Consider the following 20578-nt stretch of genomic DNA (forward strand, 5'->3'; position numbering starts at 1 on the left):
GTTCCAGCATGGCGAGTCCCCTTTGTGTTTCATTTTTTCATCGATCACGTACCGGCCGCAAAAAACCGGTTCCCACTTTTTTGCCTGATGCTTTAGGCTGGCGATAATGTCGGTCCATCGTTTCCAGCCCCAGCCTTTCTTCGCGGACAAGAACCGCGCCTTCTGGAACCTCCAGTCCGTGGGGTGGGCCGGCGCCTTCCTGTTGCGCGGTTCCTCGACCATCGCCAATGGGCAGCCGCTTTCCAGCCTGATCCCGGTGATGATCTCGACCGTGTCGGGCTATTCGGTGACGCTGCTGATCGCGGTGGTGTTCCGCTTCCTCCAGCGGCAGCGGCCCATCGTGACATGGGGCGCCTCCATCGTCACGGTGGTGGTCGCGGCGGGGTTGGTCGCATTTATCGACGCCTGGGTCTTCTCCACCCAGAATCGGGGCAGCGACACGGCGGGGCTGCAACTGTTCCTGGGCGCCTTCTACCTCAGCATGACATTGCTGGGGGCATGGTCGGCGCTATATTATGCGATCAACTTCTACCTGACGGTGGAGGAGCAGGCGGACCAGTTGCTGCGGTTGGAGAATCAGGCGTCGAGCGCGCAACTGGCGATGCTGCGCTATCAGCTCAACCCGCATTTCCTGTTCAATACGCTGAACTCGATCTCGACGCTGGTGCTGCTGAAGCAGACCGACCGGGCCAATGCCATGCTGTCCCGCCTGTCCTCCTTCCTGCGCTATACGCTGATCAACGAGCCGACCGCGCAGGTGACGATCGAGCAGGAGATTGAGACGCTGAAGCTGTATCTGGAGATCGAGAAGATGCGGTTCGAGGATCGGTTGCGGCCGGTCTTCAACATCGATCCGGCGGTCTCGCAGTCGCGCCTCCCCTCTCTCCTGCTGCAGCCTCTGGTCGAAAATGCGATCAAATATGCCGTGACGCCCAAGGAAGAGGGCGCGGAAATCTCCGTCACGGCGCAGCCTGCCGGTGAAAACGTCCGGATCATCGTATCCGATACGGGTCCGGGATTGAATGAGGGGTTCACCCGCCCGAACAATCCGGCCAGCGAAGGAACGGGCGTCGGTCTGGCGAACATCCGCGACAGGCTGATTCAGGCCTTCGGGGAACGACAGAGCTTCGAAACGCGTTCCACGCCTGGCGGCTTTTCGGTCCTGATCGAAATGCCGCTTAACCTGGATGAACCATCGAGAGTGGCCGCATGACCATCAGAACAATCCTCGTCGACGACGAAAGCCTGGCTATCCAAGGCCTCAAGCTGCGTCTGGAAGCGCATGAGGATGTCGAAATCGTAGAAACCTGTTCCAACGGCCGGGAAGCGATCCGCGCCATAAAGACGCATAAGCCCGACCTTGTGTTCCTTGACATTCAAATGCCCGGCTTCGACGGATTTTCCGTCGTGCAGGGGCTGATGGAGGTCGAGCCGCCGCTTTTCATCTTCTGCACCGCCTATAGCGACCATGCGATCCGCGCCTTCGAGGCGCAGGCGGTCGACTATCTGATGAAGCCCGTCGAAGAAGGCCGGCTGGCCGACGCGCTCGACCGGGTGCGGCAGCGGCTTTCGGAAAAGCGTCAGGTGCAGGAAGTGGAAAAGCTGCGCGAAGTGCTGGCCGAGGTTGCGCCCGATGCGATGAACGATTTTTCGGGCGATGGCGACGCGCCTGCCGCCAATCGCTTCGAAAAGCTGATCAACATCAAGGATCGCGGGCAGATTTTCCGCGTCGATGTCGATTCCATCGAGCGGATCGACGCGGCGGGCGATTATATGTGCATTTATACCGCCGACAATTCGCTGATCCTGCGCGAGACGATGAAGGACCTCGAAAAGCGGCTCGACCCCCGCAATTTCCAGCGCGTGCACCGCTCGACCATCGTGAATCTGAGCCAGGTGCGGCAGGTGAAGCCGCATACCAATGGCGAATGCTTCCTGGTGCTGGAATCGGGCGCGCAGGTGAAGGTCAGCCGGTCCTATCGCGATGTGGTGGCGCGGTTCGTGCATTGAGTTTCGGCCGCGCAGGCGGCCCCCCTCGAAGGCCGACAGGCTTGTTCTTCACCGGAACACCCATTGCCTGTTCAGCCCGAACACCACGGCGGGCGTCACGAACAGCATGGCCGGGATGGGCGACCATTCCGGCCAACGCATATGGGTGACGCACAGCCACACCCATAGCGCGTTCAAGGCATAGCTCACCAGCGAGACCGCGAAGAAGCGGATGCCGCGGGCCGCCTGATTGTCGCGGCTGCCATGGCCGCGGAAGGTGAAGCTGCTGTGCGTGACATAGCCGATCGCCACCGCCGCCAGATAGCCGACGCCGTTCGCGACCTGCGGATGCAGGCCGACCGGCGCGGCCAGGGTCCAGTAGATCGCGGCCTGACAGGCGGTCACGAACAGGCCGGTCAATCCGTAGCGGACGATCTGCCAGAACAGGGCCTGTTTTTCCGGTGTGAGGATTCGGAGGATTTTCATGTGCCCCGTTGCGCTTTGATGCGGAGCCTCTAATGGCTTTCCGGTTCGGATTGAACCGGAAAGCCATTGGCATCTTTGTTTTCCGGGATTTCCGAGCCGCCAGATGTTCCATCTGGCTCGCAATCCCTCTAATCGAGCCACCATGAAACTGCAAAGCTGGCCTGTCCTGCGCGCTCATGTCGCCCCTGTCGCGGCGCAATTCTCCGGCTATACGGAGCGCAACTGGAAGTGGCTGACCGTCCTGCTGTGGATCGGCGCCATGGCCTATATGATCGCCACCCGCTGGCCGCAGATTCATTGGCTGACGCTCAGCGATACGGACGACAATATCCGTTATCTTCAGGTGAAGGACTGGCTGGCCGGGCAGGCATGGTACGACCTGCGGCAATATCGGCTGGATCCGCCCGCCGGGTTCAATATCCACTGGTCGCGGCTGGTGGACCTGCCGCTGGCGGCGCTGATGCTGTTCTTCCGCGCTTTCCTGGACCAGGGGCTGGCCGACCGGCTGGCCTGCGGCATCGCGCCGATGCTGCCGATGCTGCCGCTGATGCTGGGCCTTGGCTTCATCGCGCGAAGGCTGGCGGGGGGGAACAGCTGGTTCCTGGCGGCGGTGGCGCCCTTCGCCGCGCAGATGGGCATCAGCATGTTCCTGCCGATGCGGATCGACCATCATGGCTGGCAACTGGCCTTCACCGTCCTGATGCTGGCGGGCGTGGTCGACCGCAACTGGCTGCGCGGCGGCATCGTCGCGGGCGTTAGCAGCGCGCTGTCCATCGCCATCGGCATGGAAATGATCGTCTATCTAGCGGCAGGCGGCGCGCTGATCGCGATGCGATGGGTGTTCAAGGACGGCGCGGCCCGGCGGATGCTGCCCTATGCGATCAGCCTTGGCGGAGCGACGTCGCTGCTGTTCGTGCTGTTCGCCAGCTACGCCAACCGGGAAATGGTGTGCGACGCAATCTCGCCCATCTGGGTGGCGATCTTCGCGGTTGCGTCGGCCGGGATGGTGCTGCTGGCGCTGCTCCCGCTCAAGAGCTGGCCGGCGCGGCTGGGCGCGGGGGTACTGGTCGGGGCGGCGGTGGCGGCCTTCGCTTGGACGAACTGGCCGCAATGCCTGTCGGGCGCCTATCAGATCTCGCCCGAGTTGGAGAAGCTGTGGCTGGTCAATATCCGCGAAGCCAAGCCGATCACCGTGCAGGCGCGCAGCCTGGTGGTGCCGTTGATGGCCATTCCGGCGGCTGGCCTGATCGGCCTGCTTTGGGCGCTGTGGGACGCGCGCAGGGACGCCGACCGGCTCTGGGCCTGGGCCACCGTAGGCCTGATGATGCTCTTTTCCACCGCGCTGCTCTTCTGGCAGCTTCGCGCCGGACCGGCGGCGCAATTGCTGGCCATACCGCCCGCCGCCTGGGCCGCCTATCGGCTGCTATGCCTGATCGCGACGGGACGGCCCGCCGCCCGTCTGGCCGCCGCGCTGGGCGCGGCTGTGCTCGCCGGGGCAGCCTTTGCAACGCCGCTTTATCCGCAGTTGAACCAGCTCTGGGTCAAGGCGACGGGCGAACAGCCCAAGCCGCAAAAGCCGACGGCACAGCTGCGTCGCAAGGCCATCGACAAGGCCAACGGCCGGTGCCGCACCCTGCCGGCGCTGCAGGTGCTCGACCAGTTGCCGCCCGCCACCATCTTCACCATGGTCGACCTGGGACCGCGCCTGATCGTCGCGACGCACCACAGCGCCGTGGCAGGCCCCTATCACCGCAACGGCGCGACGATCCTCGACATGCACCACGCCTATGACGGCCCTGCCGACGCGTTCCGGCCGATCGCTGCGAAGCACCATGCCACCTATCTGCTGGTCTGTCCTGGCTTTCCCGAGGGCACCATCTATCAGTCGCGCAGCCCCAGGGGCTTTTATGCCGGGCTGATGCGGGGCGAGGTGCCCGGCTGGCTGAAGCCGGTGCCGTTGAGGACGGGGATGACGCTGCCCTACACGCTCTACCGCATCGACTATTCAGCGCCGGGCGAGAAAAAAAGCCTTGAGCAGCGTTGATGCTTCCGCAGCGGCGAGGTCGCCATAGACCTCTGGCCGGTGGAGGCATTGCGGTTGCGTGAAGAGGCGGGGTCCCTGTTCGATCGCGCCGCCCTTGGGGTCCGCCACGGCATAATAGAGGCGGGCGATGCGGGCGTGGGAGATCGCCCCGGCGCACATGGCGCACGGCTCCAATGTTACCCAGAGGTCGCAGCCGGAGAGGCGGAAGTCGCCCAGACGGGTTGCCGCGGCGCGGATCGCGACCATTTCGGCATGGGCGGTGGGATCATTGTCGCGCCGGTTGCGATTTTCCCCTTCACCGATGATGCGGCCGTCGAGGGTGACGACCGCGCCGATCGGCACCTCTCCCGCTCTGGCGGCGGCATAAGCGAGATCGAGCGCACGCCGCATCGGATCGGGCAGGGGGAAGGGCGAGGACATGGCTTCGCCCCATACAGGATGACGGGGCTTTGGGGGAGAGGCTGTAATGCCTCGCTATCCCGCTGTCAGAACAGGCCTCAGGGCTTCTGTACGTCCACTGTCGGCAGCTCGACCGTCTCCTTGTGTTTGCCGACCTCCACCCTGGCCACGCTGGCCTCATATTTGGGCAGGGAGCCGCCCTTGACCGCGATTTCCGGCAGCCGTCCCTCCTGCGTTTTCTGCAGGTCGATGAAGCCGGTGGCAATTCCGCCGGCCAGAACCAGCAGCACGATCAGCAACAGGCCACCAATGAATCGCATTTCCGCCTCCTTTGGCTTATGGCCCGTCAACGCTCATGAGTCGGAAAGGGTTGCGGCCCTGAAAGGCGCTGGGCGGGTTGACGAGCGTCGGGAATCCCGTTATCGGCGCCGCTTTCCGAACGAACCCGAATTACAAGGTTGATTGACTATGTCGCGCATTTGCGAGCTGACCGGCAAGGGCCGCCAGGTGGGTCACAATGTTTCCCACGCCAATAACAAGACCAAGCGTGTGTTCCTGCCCAACCTGCAGAACGTGTCGCTGATCTCCGAAGCGCTGGAAACGACCGTGAAGCTGCGCGTGTCGACCCATGGTCTGCGTTCGGTCGAGCATAATGGCGGCCTGGACAACTGGCTGCTGAAGACCAGCGACGACAAGCTGTCGCTGAAGGCTCGCCGCCTGAAGCGCGACATCGCGAAGAAGAAGGCCGCCGCAGCGGCCTGATTCGGCTTGCTTCGTTCGCTTGAAAGAGCGGCCTGGCAACAGGCCGCTTTTTTGCGTTCGCATGGATGGTGGGGCTGGCTGATTTAAACAATCCGAGCCCATGTACCCTAAAAGGGTTTGCCCCAGAATTTGGCGACCTTCGGATCGCTGGCGCAGGAAGCGCGCAGCGCCTGCCATTGTGCCTGGTCCAACGCCGGGCGGTAGGATGTGTCCGGCTTCACGGCAGCGGCGAAGCGGCGGCGGCGTTCGGCGGAGAGGGGATGGGAGGAAAGCCAGCTTATCGCCCGCGCTTCCGTGCCCTCGTCCTTGCCGCCGATCCGGTCGAAGAAGGCGGCCGTCGCGGCAGGCGAAATCCCGGCGCCGCGCATCTGGTCGATGGCGACGCCGTCCGCGGCGCTTTCCGCGCCGCGGCCATAGCTCAGCGACAGCACGCCGTTCAGATAATTGCCGGCATTGCCCCCCGCGCCGCCCAGCACGACGCTGAGGCCAAGCTGGCGGATGAGGCCTGTCATCGTGTCGCGGTGGCGCACATGGCCCAGTTCATGGCCGAGCACGCCCGCGACTTCATCGGCGGACTTTGCCTGCTGGACCAGGCCATCGAAGAGGATGATCCTTCCCCCCGGCAATGTCACCGCATTCACCATGGGAATGTTGGCGAGCGAAATGTCGCGGGCCTCATGGCCGGGGTCGATCCGCGCCGCCAGCTGTTCGAGCGCGGCATCGCCTGCCGGTGTGTGGCAGAACCGCCCGCCGAAATCGCCCACCATGGCATCGCCCATGCGGTTCTCCCAGCTTTGCGGGACGAGCGGGGCGATGACGGCGGGTGCTTCGAGCGCGCCCCAGACGATGAGCGCGGCGGTCACGGTGAAGATTCCCGCCGCCGGCCACAGGCCGAAGCGATCGATCCAGCGGCCATAGCGTTCGCCCGTCGGCAGATGGGCGGCGATGTCGGGAGGCGCTTCGCCGGAAAAGCCCAGGCGCCAGCCGGGGATCGCCTTATGGCCATAGACCGAACGGTCGTCCTGCAGGCTGATGACGGTAAGGTCGCTCCAGTCTATGGGCAGGCCCGTCCAGCCGCTCTCCGGCTCCTCCAGCACGAAGCCGGTGCCGGCGGTACGAAGCAGGACATTGCGTCGGACCGCCGTCGCGCCGTCATAATGCCAGAGCCGGAAGTCCGACATGCGGTTCAGAAAGCGCCGACGTCCAGCGCGTCGAGCAGGCCCTCGCCATGGCGGCTGGTCTTCGTCTGCGACTGTGTGAGTTCGTCGGTATAGATCGTGCCGGTCACGCCCATATGGGTGACGAAGAACTTCCAGTGCCGGTATTGCAGGAAGATCGACCCGATGCCGATGGTGCAGAGGACCAGCGCAATGTCACCCAGGAACAGCCATATCCAGTCTTTGGTCCGCGCGTAGAAATGGAAGTCGAGGCCCGTGAGCGACAGCCCCTCCACCGCTTCACGGAAGAAACTCGCGTAGAAGGCGAGCGCGATGAGGCCGAGACCCAGATAGAAGGTCAGCACGAACGCGATGATGCCGAAGATGGCCCCGGCCATGCGGGAGCGGGAGCCGGCACCGTCCTGTCCCGGAAAGCCCGCCATCGCGACCATTGCGCCTCCGCCCACGAACAGCAGGATCGGCAGGAGGTAGAAGAGCAGGAAGCGCCGGAAGGTCGGGCCGTGATCGCCTGCCGATTCGAAACTGTGCGGGCCGAAGCTCATCTTGTTCCAGCGTTCGTTCCACAGCGACATCATCGACCATGGGACGAGCAGGCCCAGCGCCAGGCTGCCCACCGCCGACTTCCACATATAGGAAATGCCGTAGCCGAAGCCCTGATCGTCGCTGCCGCCCCGGATGCCGTGCCACCATGTCCGGCTGAGCCGGTAGCGCAGCGCGCGGAAGCGGGCGAGACCGACCATGTAGAAGATCGTCACGAACGCAGCGAGCGTCAGTATCGCGGCCATGCCCCCATGCCCCTGAAGGACGAGGGCCTGCGCGCCGAACTGAAGGAAGAGGAACGGCAGGCCGATCAGCGCCAGCACCATCAGGAAGCCGAGGAATAGTTCCTTGCCCGTTCCCGTCCATTCCAGCCGGTCGTCGATGAAGCGCGTGTTCGCCCAGAGATAGCGCCGCGTGCGCGTTGTCGCCCAGAAGCGATATATGCCCAGCGTGACGATCGTCAGCAGCAGGTTGGTGAAGGCAATGGGCGCATAGTCGCGCCAATTGCCCTCAAAAGCGAAGCCGTCGCCGCCAATGCGTTCCTGATCCATGATGCCCCCCTTGGTCCCCGGTGGGAGAAGACTATGCCGGGGACCGTTGGTCAAGGGGTTTCATGGCCATATGGAATGCTATCCCCCTGAAATCACGCGGATCGTCATTTTTTACGGCCGATCAAAAGCTGGCGTAGCGCTCATTGCCGATGAAGCCGAGCTTCGTCACGCCTGAGCGGCGGATGTCGGCCAGCACCTCATCCACCGTCACGTAACGCGCGCCGGCATCGGGCTGGAACTGGAGTTCCGGTTCGGCAGGCAGGCGCAGCGAGGCGGCGAGATATTGGCGGAGCGTCAGCCGGTCGACGGCCCCGCCGTTCCAGCGGATAGTGCCGTCGGCGTCGATGCCGACCCTGTTCTTGACCGTGTCGACCGGCGGCGGCGTCAGTTCCCTGGGGGTTTGCGGCAGGTCGACGCCGACGCTGTGCGTCTGGATCGGGATCGTGATGATGAACATGATCAACAGCACCAGCATCACGTCGATCAGCGGCGTTGTGTTCATGTCCGACATCGGCGTTGCCCCGTCGCCCGGCCGGGGTCTTGCGAAGCTCAAGGCCATATGCATCCCTCCTGTTGAAATAATGATATAACAACACATGTATCATGCGCTGATCGCGATGCGCTGGCAAGAGGGCTTCTATTGACAGGGCGGGCGGCCCATTTATGGGGAAGGCGCGGCTTTTTTCGGCTGCGCAACCTGCCATTTCAACAGAAAGACCCTCCGTGTCCGCCATGCTCAAGATAACCCTGCCCGATGGTTCCGTGCGTGAAGTCGCGCCCGGCACTACCCCGGCGGACATTGCGGCGGCGATCGGGCCGGGGCTGGCCAAGGCGGCCATCGCCGCGCGGGTCGATGGCGAGCTGCGCGACATCATGCGGCCGCTGGAGGCCGATGCGCAACTGGCGCTGGTGACGTCGAAGGATGAGGCCGATGCGCTGGAACTGGCGCGGCACGACTTCGCCCATGTGCTGGCCGAAGCGGTGCAGGCGCTGTTTCCGGGGACGCAGATCACCTTCGGCCCGGCGACGGACGATGGCTTCTATTATGACTTCGCGCCCCCCGTCATCGAAGGAAAGCAGCGGCCCTTTACGGAGGAGGACCTGCCCGCCATCGAGGCGAAGATGCGGGAGATCATCGCCGCCGACAAGCCGCTGCGCCGCGAGGTGTGGAAGCGCGAGGACCTGATCGCGCGCTGGCGGGCCGGGGGCGAGACCTTCAAGGCCGAATGGGCCGCTGAGCTTCCCGAGGGCGAGGAACTGACCGTCTATTGGTCGGGCGGCGACTGGCTCGACATGTGCCGGGGGCCGCATCTGGCCTCGACAGGCAAACTCGATCCGGCGGCGTTCAAGCTGACCCGCGTGTCGGGTGCCTATTGGCGCGGCGATCAGAAGAATGCGATGCTGAGCCGCGTCTATGGCACCGGCTGGCTCAACAGGAAGCAGCTCGACGCGCATCTGACGCGGCTGGAAGAAGCGGCCAAGCGCGACCATCGCAAGCTGGGCGCGGAGATGGACCTGTTCCACCTCCAGCAGGAGGCGCATGGATCGGTCTTCTGGCACCCCAAGGGCTATATCATCTGGCGGGCTCTGGAAGCCTATATGCGCCGCGCCATCGACGATGCGGGCTATCGTGAGGTCAAGACGCCGCAGGTGATGGACGCGCGCCAGTGGGAAGCGTCCGGCCATTGGGGCAAATATCGCGAGAATATGTTCGTCATCCCCGACGAAGTGCCGAATGTCGAGGATGAAGGGCCGCTGGTGTCGGACGATGCCGACTGGATGGCTTTGAAGCCGATGAACTGCCCGGCGCATGTCCTGATCTTCCGTCAGGGGATCAAGAGCTATCGCGACCTGCCGCTGCGCTTCTACGAGAATGGCTGCTGCCACCGCAACGAGCCGCATGGGGCGTTGCACGGGCTGATGCGTGTGCGCCAGTTCACGCAAGACGACGCGCATATCTTCTGCCGCGAGGACCAGATCGTGGAGGAAGTGCGCGCCTTCTGTGCGCTGGCGGATCGGATCTACAGGGATTTCGGCTTCACCTATTCGATCAAGCTCGCCCTGCGCCCCGAAAAGCGCTTCGGCAGCGACGAGATGTGGGATCAGGCGGAAAATGAACTGCGCGACGCGGTTGCGGCGGCGGGGCTCAACACGCCCGAATATGGCTGGGAGGAACTGCCGGGCGAAGGCGCCTTTTATGCGCCCAAGCTGGAATGGCATCTGACCGATGCGATCGGGCGGACCTGGCAGGTGGGGACGATCCAGTCGGACCGGGTATTGCCGGAGCGACTCGACGCCTCCTATATTGGCGAAGATGGCGAGCGGCACCGGCCGGTGATGCTCCACCGTGCGATCTTCGGTTCCTATGAACGGTTCATAGGCATCCTCATCGAACATTATGCGGGCCGTTTCCCGCTCTGGCTGGCGCCGGTGCAGGCGGTGGTGGCGACCATCGTGTCCGATGCGGACGGCTATGCAGGCCAGGTGGTGGAGAAGCTCCGGGCGGCTGGCATCAGGGCCGAAACCGACGTCCGCAATGAGAAGATCAACTATAAGGTGCGCGAGCACAGCCTTGCAAAAGTGCCGAATCTGCTGGTCGTCGGCCGCCGGGAGGCGGACGAGGGCACGGTGGCGCTGCGCGAGCTGGGCAAGGAGGGGCAGAGCGTCCTTTCTGTCGACGACATCATCGCCCGTCTTGTAAAGGAGGCGAAGGCACCCGATATGCAGTGAGGCAGCAATGCCACATGGGGCCGGCAAATCCGCGATTGCGGGCTTGCCGCCCCTTTCGGCTTTGCGCTAAAGGGCCGCCAGAGTCGATCGATCAACTACCATAGGAGAAGCCACTATACGTCCCCCGATGATGCGCCGTCCCATGGCGCCGCCGCCGAAGTCCGGTCCCCGTTACAACGAGTTCATCAACGTGCCCAAGGTGCGCGTGATCGATGACGAAGGCGAAAATCTGGGCGTGATGTATACGCAGGAAGCGATCGAGCGCGCCTATGAGATCGGGCTGGACCTGGTCGAGGTGTCGCCCAACGCCGATCCGCCGGTGTGCAAGTTCCTGGACATCGGCAAGTACAAGTACGAGGCGCAGAAGAAGGCGAACCTCGCCCGCAAGACCCAGAGGACGCAGGAGATCAAGGAGATCAAGATGCGTCCGAACATCGACGATCATGATTATGATACGAAGATGAAGAAGGTCCACGACTTTATCGGTGAAGGCGACAAGGTGAAGATCACCCTGCGGTTCCGTGGCCGTGAATTGTCGCACCAGCAGCTTGGCATGCAACTGCTCCAGCGCGTGGCGGAGAATGTGGGCGAGATCGCGAAGGTCGAAGCCTATCCGCGTATGGAAGGCCGCCAGATGCTGATGGTGCTGGCGCCGAAATAAGATCGCCGTTCTTCGGTGACATTAGTCGGGCGGGGTCTGGAAGCAGGCTCCGCCCGAACTGTCTGTGGAACAGGTTCTGGTCAGTTGCGAATGTTAATCCTCCTCATCTGAAGGTGGGGAGGGGCCTCTGTCTAAGTCCGACGGAGGGAAGCGCGACAGGCGCCTCCTCTCGCCCGGGGGAAGGGCTGCGTCCAGAACGGCACTTGCATCCACCTAGCCATAAGCGGGTGCGGATGGCCTCTCCGCCCGCTGGATCTGGTCACGGCCTGACTTCTTTGCACGGTAGAGCGCCTCGTCGGCCTTGCCGATGGCGGCCATCACCGGCCCGCCGCGCCATGCGCATAGCCCGGCGGAGAAGGTGATCGGCTGCTCGTTCGCCGTTCCCACGGGCTCCCGCCGCATCCGTTCCGCAATGCGGGCCAGCGACCAGCTCGCCTCATCCTCCATCGCGTCCTGATAGAAGATCGCGAACTCCTCGCCACCCCAACGGGCGATGATGTCGATGCGGCGGGTCTGGGACGACAGGCGCGTGGCGAAATCGGCCAGGACGCGATCGCCCGCGTCATGGCCGAGCATATCGTTGACCTGCTTGAAATGGTCGAGATCGATGATCGCGATGCAGCCCCTGCGCTTGGCGAGCGGGAGCGCGTCGAGTTGCGCCAGGAACCCGCGCCGGTTGGCGATGCCGGTCAGCGCGTCCTCATTGGCGGCGATGTTCAGTTCGTCGATCTGTTCCCGCGTCGCGGCGGCGGCTCCGCGCACGCCATGGAAGAGCCTGGAAATAATGTCCCCCACTTCCGGCAAGGTCGCCCCACCGCCTTTCCGGCCGGGCTGCCCCACCGGGTTCAGCGCATCCGCCAGCGCATGGATCGGGTCCAGCAGGGCGCCGATGCCCATCAGCGCCCCGGCCGCGCCCGCCATGGTCGCCAAAGTCAGGACTATGAACTCCGCCCAGGCGATACGTCCTGTTGTCGCGCCCCAGACGATATAGCCGAGCAACGGCAGGTGGGTGGTCACGAAGCAGAGGGTGAAGAGGCGAAACCGCAGGGAGCGGGGAAAGATGAAGGAGGTCGCGAGGTAGAATTGCATCCCGGGGCCCTGTCGTTGCAATGGGGGCCAAAATTGGGACGGCGTGTAAAGGCGGGATGAAGGAAGAGGGTTAACGCCCGGCCCGTGGACGAACCGTGCCGTGCATGAGTCGAACGGTTAACGGGAGGCGCCCGGCACCCATTTCACATCGTCCGCTCCATTGCCGTTGAGGCGCCGGGCCAGCACGAAAAGCAGGTCGGACAGGCGGTTGAGATAGGCCAGTGCCTGCGCATTGAGCGCAACGTCGGCTGCCGCGGCCGTGGCGGAGCGTTCGGCGCGGCGCGTGACGGCGCGGGCCAGATGGACGGCGGCCGCTGCAGGCGACCCGCCCGGCAGGACGAAGCTGTCCAGTGGCGCCAGATCGGCGTTCATCGCGTCGATCTGCCGCTCCAGCCGCTCGACCTGAGAGGCGACGATCCGCAGCGCCCAGGGTGCGTCCTCTCCCTCCGGCAAGGGCGTGGCGAGGTCTGCGCCCAAGTCGAACAGGTCGTTCTGGATCGTCGTCAGCCAGCCCGCCTCCGGCCTGTCGTTCATGGCGACGATGGCAAGCCCGATGGCGCTGTTCGCTTCATCGACATCGCCCACCGCCTGCATGCGCGGGGCATGTTTGGGCAGGCGCGACCCGTCGACCAGGCCTGTCGTCCCCGCGTCCCCGGTACGGGTGTAGATCTTGTTCAGCTTCACCATGCCGGGCGGAACCCTCAGCCGTTGCCCTTCATCAGCAGCAACAGCGCCACGATGATCACCGCCACAGCCTGGAACAGGATGCGGTTCATCATCATCTTGTTCTGCTTGAGGCTGGATGGGCTCGGCCCACCTTCGGGCGAGTTCAACTGTTCCTTGGTCGCCTGAAGAAAGGCGACGATCCCCCGGATCAATGCGAACAGGGTGGCGCCCATGGCCAGGATCAGGGCGATGACGAGCAGCGTGTTCATGCCGTGAATCTAGGCGCTGGCCAGGGAAATGCCAATCGGAAAGCGTGCATGGCGCAGATCGTCGGCCAGTCGCCGTGGGTCCATGCCCCCCGCGCGCAGATCGGCGAGGGCGATCGACCCGTCGCGCTTGGCGAGCCGCCGGCCGTCCGGCCCGACCAGCAGGGGATGGTGGACATAGATGGGGGACGGAAGGTCGAGCAGCGCCTGGATCAGCCGGTGGATGTCGGTCGCGCTGCGCAGATCGTCGCCGCGCAGCACATGGGTCACGCCCATCGCCGCATCGTCCAGCGTGCAGGACAGATGATAGCTGGCGGGGGCATCCTTGCGCGCCAGCACCACATCCCCGGCGGCAAGCGGCTCGGCGCTGATGCAGGACGCCGCTTCCTCCCCGGGTGGGAAGGGCAGGGCGCGCCAATGCAGCGGGCCTGCCCGCGCGGCAGCCCGCGCCATGTCGATCCGCCAGGCATGCGGCTCGCCCAATGCGATCCGCCTTGCCCGTTCCGCTTCGTCCAGCGCGCGGCATGTGCCGGGATAGACGGGTCCCTCCGGCCCGTGCGGCGCAGTCGCGCTGGCGGCGATGTCGGCGCGGGTGCAGAAGCAGGGATAGAGCAGCCCCATGGCCTCCAGCCGTTCCAGCGCCGCTTGATACCGGTCCAACCGCGCCGACTGGAAGACGATGTCCCCATCCCAGGCGACGCCCAGCCAGCGCAGGTCCTCGATTATGCCGGCGACATGCTCCGGCCGGCTGCGGGTGCCATCTATATCCTCGATCCGCAGGAGGAAGTATCCGCCGCGCGCCCGGGCCAGGTCCATGGCCAGCAGCGCCGACCAGGCGTGTCCGACATGCAACCTACCCGTGGGGCTCGGGGCGAAGCGAGTCACCATATGCTGTGGCTGCGCCGATTGAGTCATACAGGCCCTTGACGGGATAGGGGTGTTAATGCTGTCATGCTGGCGTCACGTTTCTGATCGATCAGGACGGTGGCGAAAGGGGGTTGAAGGGTAATATATGTACCATCCCGACCTGATACGACATCCGGAAAACTGTCCGGCTTTGGTCCTGAACGCGGACTACACGCCTTTAAGCTATTATCCGCTGAGCCTCTGGCCCTGGCAAACCGCCATCAAGGCGGTTTTTTTGGATCGGGTGGACATCGTCGCCAGCTATGAGCGGCAGGTGCACAGCCCCAGCGTTCAGATGCAGATACCTTCGGTGATCGCGCTGAAGCAATATGTGAAGCCGTCGGAACATCCCGCCTTCACCCGGTTCAACCTGTTCCTGCGCGACAAGTTCGCCTGCCAATATTGCGGTTCCCCGAACGACCTGACCTTCGACCACGTCATTCCGCGCCGCGCAGGCGGGCGGACGACCTGGGAAAATGTCGCAACGGCCTGCTCGCCCTGCAATCTCAAGAAGGGCGGCCGCACGCCGAAGGAGGCGCATATGCAATTGCATGTGACGCCGATCCGCCCGACGAGCTGGCAGCTGCAGGAACATGGCAGGGCCTTTCCGCCCAACTATCTGCACGAAAGCTGGCACGACTGGCTTTATTGGGATGTGGAATTGCTGGCTTGACGACAAACCGGCAAGGCTGAGCGGCGCGCCCCTGCGAAGGCAGGGCCCGGCCCGACGGTTCGAACCGGGTTCCTGCCTGCGCAGGAACATGTCGCGTTCATTCTCATTCCATGCCCGGAAGCCAGTCCAGGTCCATATCCTTGTGCCGGTTGGTATAATGGCCGATCTCTTCCAGCCGCGCCATGTCGCGCAGGGTGATCCGCCCATTGGCCCGGCTGATCAGCCCTTCCTGCTCCATCTGCCGGATCATCCGGTTCACATGGACGGAGGTGAGGCCGATGGCATCCCCGATCTCCTCCTGCGTCAGTTTCAGGTCGAAGCTGTCGGTGATGCCGTCGTCCGTCACCCGAAGGCGATCGAAAATGTCCAGCAGGAAGGAAGCCACGCGCGCCTTGGCCGAGGTGCGTCCCAATGAAGCGAGCCGGTCGGTCAGCGCGACCCGCTCCGCATTGGAAAGCAGGAACAGCAACGCGGCGACGCGGGGATATTCCTCCAGCAGCCGGCGCAGAGCATGCTTGTCGAACGGACAGATGATCGAATCCGACAGCGCCACCAGCGATTCCGGCGCGCGGTTATAGATTGTGCTGGCCGATCCGATGAAATCGCCCGGGAAATAGACCCGCAGGATCTGCCGGCTTCCATCGGGCAGGATCACGAAGCTCATTACCCGTCCTTCGCGCAGGACAAACAGTTCCGTCACCGTTTCGTTGACGCGCTGGATCATCGCGCCGCGCTTCACCTTGCGGGGATTTTCCTCCAGCCTTGTAAGCGCCTTCTTCTCCGCATCGGACAGGGGCACATGCTTCGCCAACCTGTCCGCGAAACAACTTGTTGCCACCAAAAACACCTTTTTGCTTACATTGTCGTTACGATGGCAAAACGCCCCACGCGTCTTTTGGCTGCATTTCCGCAAACTGCACTAAACTCGATCAATAATGAGCGGGCGAACGCACAAATGTTTCATGGCGGCGCAGAAAGAAGCCCGCGATGGAACCGTCGTGCCGACTGCCTTGCGGAAACCGTAATTAACGTTAAGAACCCAGCCGATGGACCGCATTCATATCCGCGGCGGCAAAGCGCTGAACGGCCGCCTTCCCATTTCCGGCGCGAAGAACGCCGCGCTCACGCTGTTGCCCTGCGCGCTGCTGACCGACGAGCCGGTGACGCTGCGCAACCTGCCGCGGCTGGCGGATGTCGACAGCTTTGGCCATCTGCTGAACCAGCTCGGCGTGTCGACCATGATCGAGGGCGCCCGGCCGGAGGATTTCGGCCGCGTCATGACCCTGCGGGCTGGCCGCGTCACCTCGACCGAGGCGCCCTATGACATCGTGCGCAAGATGCGGGCATCGATCCTGGTGCTCGGCCCGCTGCTCGCCCGCGCGGGCGAGGCGCGGGTGTCGCTGCCCGGCGGTTGCGCCATCGGCAACCGTCCGATCGACCTGCACCTGAAGGCGCTGGAGGCCTTCGGCGCGATCATAGAGATCAATGCGGGCTATGTTCGCGCCAGTTCGCCCGACGGCGGCCTGCCCGGCGGCATCTACACCTTCCCCGTGGTGTCCGTCGGCGCGACGGAGAACGCGCTGATGGCGGCGGTGCTGGCCAAGGGCGTCTGCATCCTGGAAAATGCGGCGCGAGAGCCGGAGATCGTCGACCTCTGCAACCTGCTGATCGCCATGGGCGCCGACATTGAAGGCGTGGGCACCGACAAGCTGACCATTCACGGCAAGCCCCGCCTGCACGGCGCCACCTACAGCGTGATGCCCGACCGGATCGAGGCGGGCAGCTATGCCTGTGCCGCCGCGATCACCGGCGGCTCGCTGGAACTGGCCGGAGCCAGCGCCGAAGACATGCACGCCATCCTCGCCGCGCTGCGCGACGCCGGGGTTCATGTCGAGGAACTGAAGGATGGCATCAGGGTGTCGGCGGACGGCCGGCTTCGCCCGCTCACCATCTCCACCGCGCCCTTCCCGGCGTTCCCGACCGACATGCAGGCGCAGTTCATGGCGATGCTGACGCTGGCCGACGGCGCGTCGGTGCTGACCGAGACGATCTTCGAGAATCGCTACATGCACGTGCCCGAGCTGGCGCGCATGGGGGCGGACATCGGCGTCAACGGTCGCACCGCGGTGGTGCGCGGCGTTGATCGGCTGGTCGGCGCGCCTGTCATGGCGACCGATCTGCGCGCCTCGATGAGCCTCATCCTCGCGGGCCTCGCCGCGGAAGGCGAGACCCAGGTCAACCGCGTCTATCATCTCGACCGCGGCTATGAGCGGCTGGAGGAGAAGCTCTCCGCCGTCGGCGCCGACATAGAGCGCGTCAGCGATGGCTGAAGGACGCGGGCTCGAGACGGACCGCGCGGCGTTGCTGGCGCGATACGATCTCGATACCGGTGGCTTTGCCACGCTCGACCAGATCACCGCCTTCGCCGCCGCGCTGTGCGGGACGCCCATCGCTCTGGTCAGCATCGTGGAGGATGACCGCCAACGCTTCCTGGCCCGCACCGGGCTGGATGCGGAGGAAACGCCGCGCGATATGTCCTTCTGCGCCCATGCGATGCAGGGAAGCGGCATCTTCGTGGTGCCCGATACTGCGCAGAACCCCGATTTCCGCGACAATCCGCTCGTCACCGGGGCGCCCTTCATCCGTTTCTATGCCGGTGCGCCGCTGATCGATGGCGAGGGGGCTTCGCTCGGCGCGCTATGCGTCATCGACGACAGACCGCGTGAAGGTCTGACGGATGTGCAGCGCCAGGGGATTTCCCTGCTGGCCCGTCAGGTCATGGTCGAGCTGGAGGGCCGTCGCCGCGACCGCGACGTGATCGCCCGGCAGCAAAGGGATGCGCAGGCGGTGGCGGAAAGCGACCGCATGTTCCGGACCCTGGCCGACACCATGCCGCAAATGGTCTGGTCGACGCTGCCGGACGGCTATCATGACTATTATAACGCCCGCTGGTACGAATTCACCGGCGTTCCCCTGGGATCGACCGATGGCGAGGGATGGAACGGCATGTTCCATCCGGAGGATCAGGAGCGGGCCTGGGAACGCTGGCGCCATTCGCTGAAGACCGGCGAACCCTATGAGATCGAATATCGGCTGCGCCATCATAGCGGCGATTATCGCTGGACATTGGGTCGCGCGCTGCCGATCCGGGACGAGGAGGGTGCGATCGCCCGCTGGATCGGCACCTGCACCGACATCAACGACCAGATCGCGATGGTGGAGGAGCGGGAGGTCATCGCCCATGAACTTTCCCACCGTATCAAGAACATCTTTTCGGTGATTTCCGGCCTGATCGGCCTGTCGGCGCGCCAGCATCCCGAAATTCGCGCGGCGGCCGACGACCTGCGCGACCGCATCATGGCACTGGGACGCGCCCATGATTTCGTGCGGCCCCACGGCCCCAATTCGCAGCCGGACCAGGACGAGGGCCGGCTTTGGGGCATATTGGAACAGATTTTCGCGCCCTATCGCGACGCGCTGGGGCCGCGCATACGCTTCTCAGGCGATAATCCGGCGATAGACGACCGCTCCGCCACGCCATTGGCGCTGCTGTTCCATGAACTGGCGACCAATGCCGCCAAATATGGCGCGCTTTCCGTTCCTTCGGGCGGGGTTGCGATCCTCGTGGGGAGGGAAGGCGAGGACATCCGCATCGACTGGCGGGAAGAGGGTGGACCGCCGGCGCTTCCGGCGACGCATGAGGGCTTCGGCAGCCGGCTGATGCAGCTCAGCATCGAACGGCAACTGGGCGGGCGGATGACCCGCGACTGGCGACCCGAAGGCCTTGGCCTCAGCCTCTGGATTCCAGCGCGCTCCATGAGTCGGATGCCGGCAGGAAAGGGGTGAAGCCCGCGATCTCGGCGGCCTCCAGTTCCGGTCGGTCGGTGGCGGCGAGATGCAGCGTTTCGGCTATGCTATGCGCCCGGAACGGCTTGGTGATGACGCCCAGCGCGGCGGTGGAAGCCGCCCCGATCTGCGCGGGATTGGCCGTCACATAGATGACCCGTATGCCATATTGGCTGGCCAGTTCGACGCCGATGCCGGGTCCGGTCGGTCCATCGCGCAGATTGAGATCGACAAGGGCGATGTCGCAATCGTCGGCCGCATCCAGCGCCGCCTGACGATCGGCCGCGATGGCGCCGACCGTAAAGCCTGCATCCTCCACGATATGCTCGATCTCCAGCGCGACGAAAATCTCGTCTTCTACGATCAGAACCTTTTTGCTCATCCCAACGTCCACGCAACCGGAGGCGTTAAATGCGCGGATCGCGGGGCGGTTCCCGCAGATGCGAAAAAATTTTTCAGGCGCTGTCGGGCTGCACGCTGGTCCAGAGCGTTTCGAAGGCCGTGCCCTGCATCAGCAGGACCGAGGCGGGATAGCCCGCGCCGCTGGCCTTCTGCGCTGTCCCGGTGGCGTTTTCCACCGCTTCCTCCCGCGTCGCGAACGGCCCGTAATAGCGGTTGTCGAGATTGATCTTCCAGACGCCCTCATGTTCCAGGACGATGTAGCGGGCATGGGGCAGGGGCACTTACAAAACCTCCGTATTATAATGGTGCCAGGCCATGATCGCCGCGGCGCCGCGATGGGGACGCCAGCGTTCGGCGAGTTCGCGCGTCAGCTTTTCGCTGGGGCGTTCGGCCAGGCCCAATATCCGTCCGATCTCGATCTGCACGGCCAGATCGCCCGCCGGCCAGACATCCGGCCGTCCTTCCGCGAACAGCAGGTAGATTTCCGCCGACCAGCGCCCGATCCCCTTGATCCGCACCAGTTGCGCAATGGCGTCCTCATCATCGTCCGGCAGGTCGTGCAGGTCGATGCCGCCGCTGACCACCAGCTCGGCCAGGCTTCTGGCATAGCCCTGCTTCTGTCGCGACAGGCCGCAGGCGCGCAGCGTATCGAAATCGCGGACGAGCAGGGCGTCTGGCGCGCAGCCCGCGCCCAGTTCCGCCTCCAGCTTGCGCCAGACCGCCGCGGCCGCGGCGACGCTCACCTGCTGGCCGACGATGGTGCGCAGCAGGGTTTCATAGCCGGGCTCGCGGAGGCGGGGCGGCGGATAGCCGACCCGGCCTATCGCTGCGGCGAAACCGGGCTCCATCGCGGCGATGGCGTCCAGGCTGGCCCGCAATTCTTCTGCTGTATTTACCATGAATTGTCGTCCGGCCCTTGATTTCCCGTTGCCCGTCCGACATGAGCGGCGGGAAAAATTTGAGGGACCTGGGTACATGGCGAAACTGATTGTGGTCAACCGTTCGGGCGAAGAGCAGGCGGTCGAGGCGGAGAACGGCCTTTCCGTGATGGAAATCATCCGCGACAACGGCTTTGACGAACTGCTGGCGCTCTGCGGCGGCTGCTGTTCCTGCGCGACGTGCCACGTCTTCGTCGATCCGGCCTTTGCCGACAACCTGCCGCCGATCAGCGATGATGAGAACGACCTGCTCGACAGCTCCGACCATCGCAACGAGACCAGCCGCCTGTCCTGCCAGCTGACGTTCAGCGATTCGCTGGACGGCCTGCGCGTCACCATCGCGCCGGAAGATTGAGGTCGGCCGGCAGAGGGGAGCGAACCGGCCTGTAGAGCATCGCGCAGAAATGCCTGTCCCGAGCCTGTCGAAGGATGGGGACCGGTTTTCTGCTTGA

24 protein-coding genes are annotated in these 20578 nt (G+C 64.4%); 10 read left to right on the forward strand and 14 right to left on the reverse strand.

Annotation, left to right across the window (positions count from 1 at the left end; genetic code table 11):
• Positions 1-106 precede the first annotated feature (106 nt).
• The gene (locus tag EGM87_RS18010; RefSeq protein ID WP_025549936.1) at positions 107-1213 is read left to right on the forward strand and encodes a sensor histidine kinase; all 1107 of its coding nucleotides are present in this window, start codon (positions 107-109) and stop codon (positions 1211-1213) included.
• The gene (locus EGM87_RS18015; protein WP_020821166.1) at positions 1210-2010 is read left to right on the forward strand and encodes a LytR/AlgR family response regulator transcription factor; all 801 of its coding nucleotides are present in this window, start codon (positions 1210-1212) and stop codon (positions 2008-2010) included. The genes EGM87_RS18010 and EGM87_RS18015 overlap by 4 nt, the downstream gene beginning before the upstream one ends.
• A 48-nt stretch (positions 2011-2058) precedes the next feature.
• Here EGM87_RS18015 and EGM87_RS18020 read toward each other — a convergent pair whose 3' ends face one another.
• Complete coding sequence (locus tag EGM87_RS18020; RefSeq protein ID WP_061936530.1) at positions 2059-2475, reverse strand: GtrA family protein; 417 nt, start codon at positions 2473-2475, stop codon at positions 2059-2061.
• 142 nt (positions 2476-2617) lie between these two features.
• On the opposite strand from EGM87_RS18020, the gene EGM87_RS18025 reads away from it, so the two are divergent.
• Positions 2618-4519 carry a hypothetical protein gene (locus EGM87_RS18025; RefSeq protein WP_137709388.1) on the forward strand — a complete coding sequence of 634 codons (1902 nt, stop codon included), beginning with the start codon at positions 2618-2620 and terminating at the stop codon, positions 4517-4519.
• Here EGM87_RS18025 and EGM87_RS18030 read toward each other — a convergent pair.
• Both EGM87_RS18030 and EGM87_RS18035 read right to left on the reverse strand, forming a co-directional pair.
• Positions 4481-4939 (reverse strand): nucleoside deaminase, encoded by a 459-nt coding sequence (locus EGM87_RS18030; protein ID WP_137709387.1) that lies wholly within the window; start codon positions 4937-4939, stop codon positions 4481-4483. The genes EGM87_RS18025 and EGM87_RS18030 overlap by 39 nt on opposite strands.
• Positions 4940-5016: 77 nt before the next feature.
• Positions 5017-5238 (reverse strand): hypothetical protein, encoded by a 222-nt coding sequence (locus EGM87_RS18035; RefSeq protein ID WP_137709386.1) that lies wholly within the window; start codon positions 5236-5238, stop codon positions 5017-5019.
• Positions 5239-5386: 148 nt separating this feature from the next.
• Here EGM87_RS18035 and rpmB point away from each other — a divergent pair, with 148 nt between their 5' ends.
• Positions 5387-5680 (forward strand): 50S ribosomal protein L28, encoded by a 294-nt coding sequence (rpmB, locus tag EGM87_RS18040; protein ID WP_025549932.1) that lies wholly within the window; start codon positions 5387-5389, stop codon positions 5678-5680.
• Between the two features lie 107 nt (positions 5681-5787).
• Here the strand turns inward: rpmB and EGM87_RS18045 are convergent, their stop codons facing one another.
• The 3 genes from EGM87_RS18045 to EGM87_RS18055 form a co-directional block, all read right to left on the reverse strand.
• A complete protein-coding gene (locus EGM87_RS18045) occupies positions 5788-6861 on the reverse strand; it encodes a M48 family metallopeptidase (protein WP_137709385.1) in 1074 nt (357 codons plus the stop codon).
• 5 nt (positions 6862-6866) lie between these two features.
• Positions 6867-7949 (reverse strand): YjgN family protein, encoded by a 1083-nt coding sequence (locus EGM87_RS18050; protein ID WP_137709384.1) that lies wholly within the window; start codon positions 7947-7949, stop codon positions 6867-6869.
• 121 nt (positions 7950-8070) lie between these two features.
• Entirely contained in the window at positions 8071-8508 is a 438-nt protein-coding gene (locus EGM87_RS18055; RefSeq protein WP_137709383.1) for an ExbD/TolR family protein, read from the reverse strand.
• Positions 8509-8681: 173 nt separating this feature from the next.
• Here EGM87_RS18055 and thrS point away from each other — a divergent pair, with 173 nt between their 5' ends.
• Together thrS and infC are read left to right on the forward strand one after the other, a co-directional pair.
• The gene (gene thrS / locus EGM87_RS18060) at positions 8682-10679 is read left to right on the forward strand and encodes a threonine--tRNA ligase (RefSeq protein WP_061936515.1); all 1998 of its coding nucleotides are present in this window, start codon (positions 8682-8684) and stop codon (positions 10677-10679) included.
• Between the two features lie 127 nt (positions 10680-10806).
• Entirely contained in the window at positions 10807-11340 is a 534-nt protein-coding gene (gene infC / locus EGM87_RS18065; protein WP_013039295.1) for a translation initiation factor IF-3, read from the forward strand.
• A 213-nt stretch (positions 11341-11553) separates the two neighbouring features.
• Here infC and EGM87_RS18070 read toward each other — a convergent pair whose 3' ends face one another.
• From EGM87_RS18070 to gluQRS, 4 genes are all read right to left on the reverse strand, one after another.
• The gene (locus tag EGM87_RS18070) at positions 11554-12429 is read right to left on the reverse strand and encodes a GGDEF domain-containing protein (RefSeq protein ID WP_025549927.1); all 876 of its coding nucleotides are present in this window, start codon (positions 12427-12429) and stop codon (positions 11554-11556) included.
• Between the two features lie 117 nt (positions 12430-12546).
• Entirely contained in the window at positions 12547-13116 is a 570-nt protein-coding gene (locus EGM87_RS18075) for a cob(I)yrinic acid a,c-diamide adenosyltransferase (RefSeq protein ID WP_025549926.1), read from the reverse strand.
• A 14-nt stretch (positions 13117-13130) separates the two neighbouring features.
• Positions 13131-13364 (reverse strand): twin transmembrane helix small protein, encoded by a 234-nt coding sequence (locus tag EGM87_RS18080; RefSeq protein ID WP_137709382.1) that lies wholly within the window; start codon positions 13362-13364, stop codon positions 13131-13133.
• 9 nt (positions 13365-13373) lie between these two features.
• Positions 13374-14249 (reverse strand): tRNA glutamyl-Q(34) synthetase GluQRS, encoded by an 876-nt coding sequence (gluQRS, locus tag EGM87_RS18085; protein WP_137709381.1) that lies wholly within the window; start codon positions 14247-14249, stop codon positions 13374-13376.
• Between the two features lie 124 nt (positions 14250-14373).
• Here gluQRS and EGM87_RS18090 point away from each other — a divergent pair, with 124 nt between their 5' ends.
• Entirely contained in the window at positions 14374-14940 is a 567-nt protein-coding gene (locus EGM87_RS18090) for an HNH endonuclease (RefSeq protein ID WP_025549923.1), read from the forward strand.
• A 103-nt stretch (positions 14941-15043) separates the two neighbouring features.
• Here the strand turns inward: EGM87_RS18090 and EGM87_RS18095 are convergent, their stop codons facing one another.
• The gene (locus EGM87_RS18095; RefSeq protein WP_044661539.1) at positions 15044-15781 is read right to left on the reverse strand and encodes a Crp/Fnr family transcriptional regulator; all 738 of its coding nucleotides are present in this window, start codon (positions 15779-15781) and stop codon (positions 15044-15046) included.
• A gap of 205 nt (positions 15782-15986) precedes the next feature.
• Between EGM87_RS18095 and murA the strand changes: the two genes are divergently transcribed.
• Together murA and EGM87_RS18105 are read left to right on the forward strand one after the other, a co-directional pair.
• Entirely contained in the window at positions 15987-17270 is a 1284-nt protein-coding gene (gene murA, locus EGM87_RS18100; protein WP_044661540.1) for a UDP-N-acetylglucosamine 1-carboxyvinyltransferase, read from the forward strand.
• Entirely contained in the window at positions 17263-18786 is a 1524-nt protein-coding gene (locus tag EGM87_RS18105) for a sensor histidine kinase (RefSeq protein WP_137709380.1), read from the forward strand. The genes murA and EGM87_RS18105 overlap by 8 nt, the downstream gene beginning before the upstream one ends.
• Here the strand turns inward: EGM87_RS18105 and EGM87_RS18110 are convergent.
• From EGM87_RS18110 to EGM87_RS18120, 3 genes are all read right to left on the reverse strand, one after another.
• Positions 18731-19168, reverse strand: a complete 438-nt coding sequence (locus tag EGM87_RS18110) for a response regulator (protein WP_044661542.1) — start codon at positions 19166-19168, stop codon at positions 18731-18733. The two genes, EGM87_RS18105 and EGM87_RS18110, sit on opposite strands and share 56 nt — an antisense overlap.
• A gap of 73 nt (positions 19169-19241) precedes the next feature.
• A complete protein-coding gene (locus EGM87_RS18115) occupies positions 19242-19469 on the reverse strand; it encodes a hypothetical protein (RefSeq protein ID WP_061936502.1) in 228 nt (75 codons plus the stop codon).
• Entirely contained in the window at positions 19470-20087 is a 618-nt protein-coding gene (locus EGM87_RS18120) for a DNA-3-methyladenine glycosylase family protein (protein WP_099186239.1), read from the reverse strand.
• A gap of 76 nt (positions 20088-20163) precedes the next feature.
• Between EGM87_RS18120 and EGM87_RS18125 the strand changes: the two genes are divergently transcribed.
• A complete protein-coding gene (locus EGM87_RS18125; protein WP_025549918.1) occupies positions 20164-20481 on the forward strand; it encodes a 2Fe-2S iron-sulfur cluster-binding protein in 318 nt (105 codons plus the stop codon).
• The last annotated feature ends 97 nt before the right edge of the window (positions 20482-20578 follow it).

Origin of the sequence: Sphingobium sp. RSMS (assembly GCF_005406185.4) — a bacterium.
In the GTDB taxonomy this organism is placed as follows: Bacteria; Pseudomonadota; Alphaproteobacteria; order Sphingomonadales; family Sphingomonadaceae; genus Sphingobium; species Sphingobium fuliginis.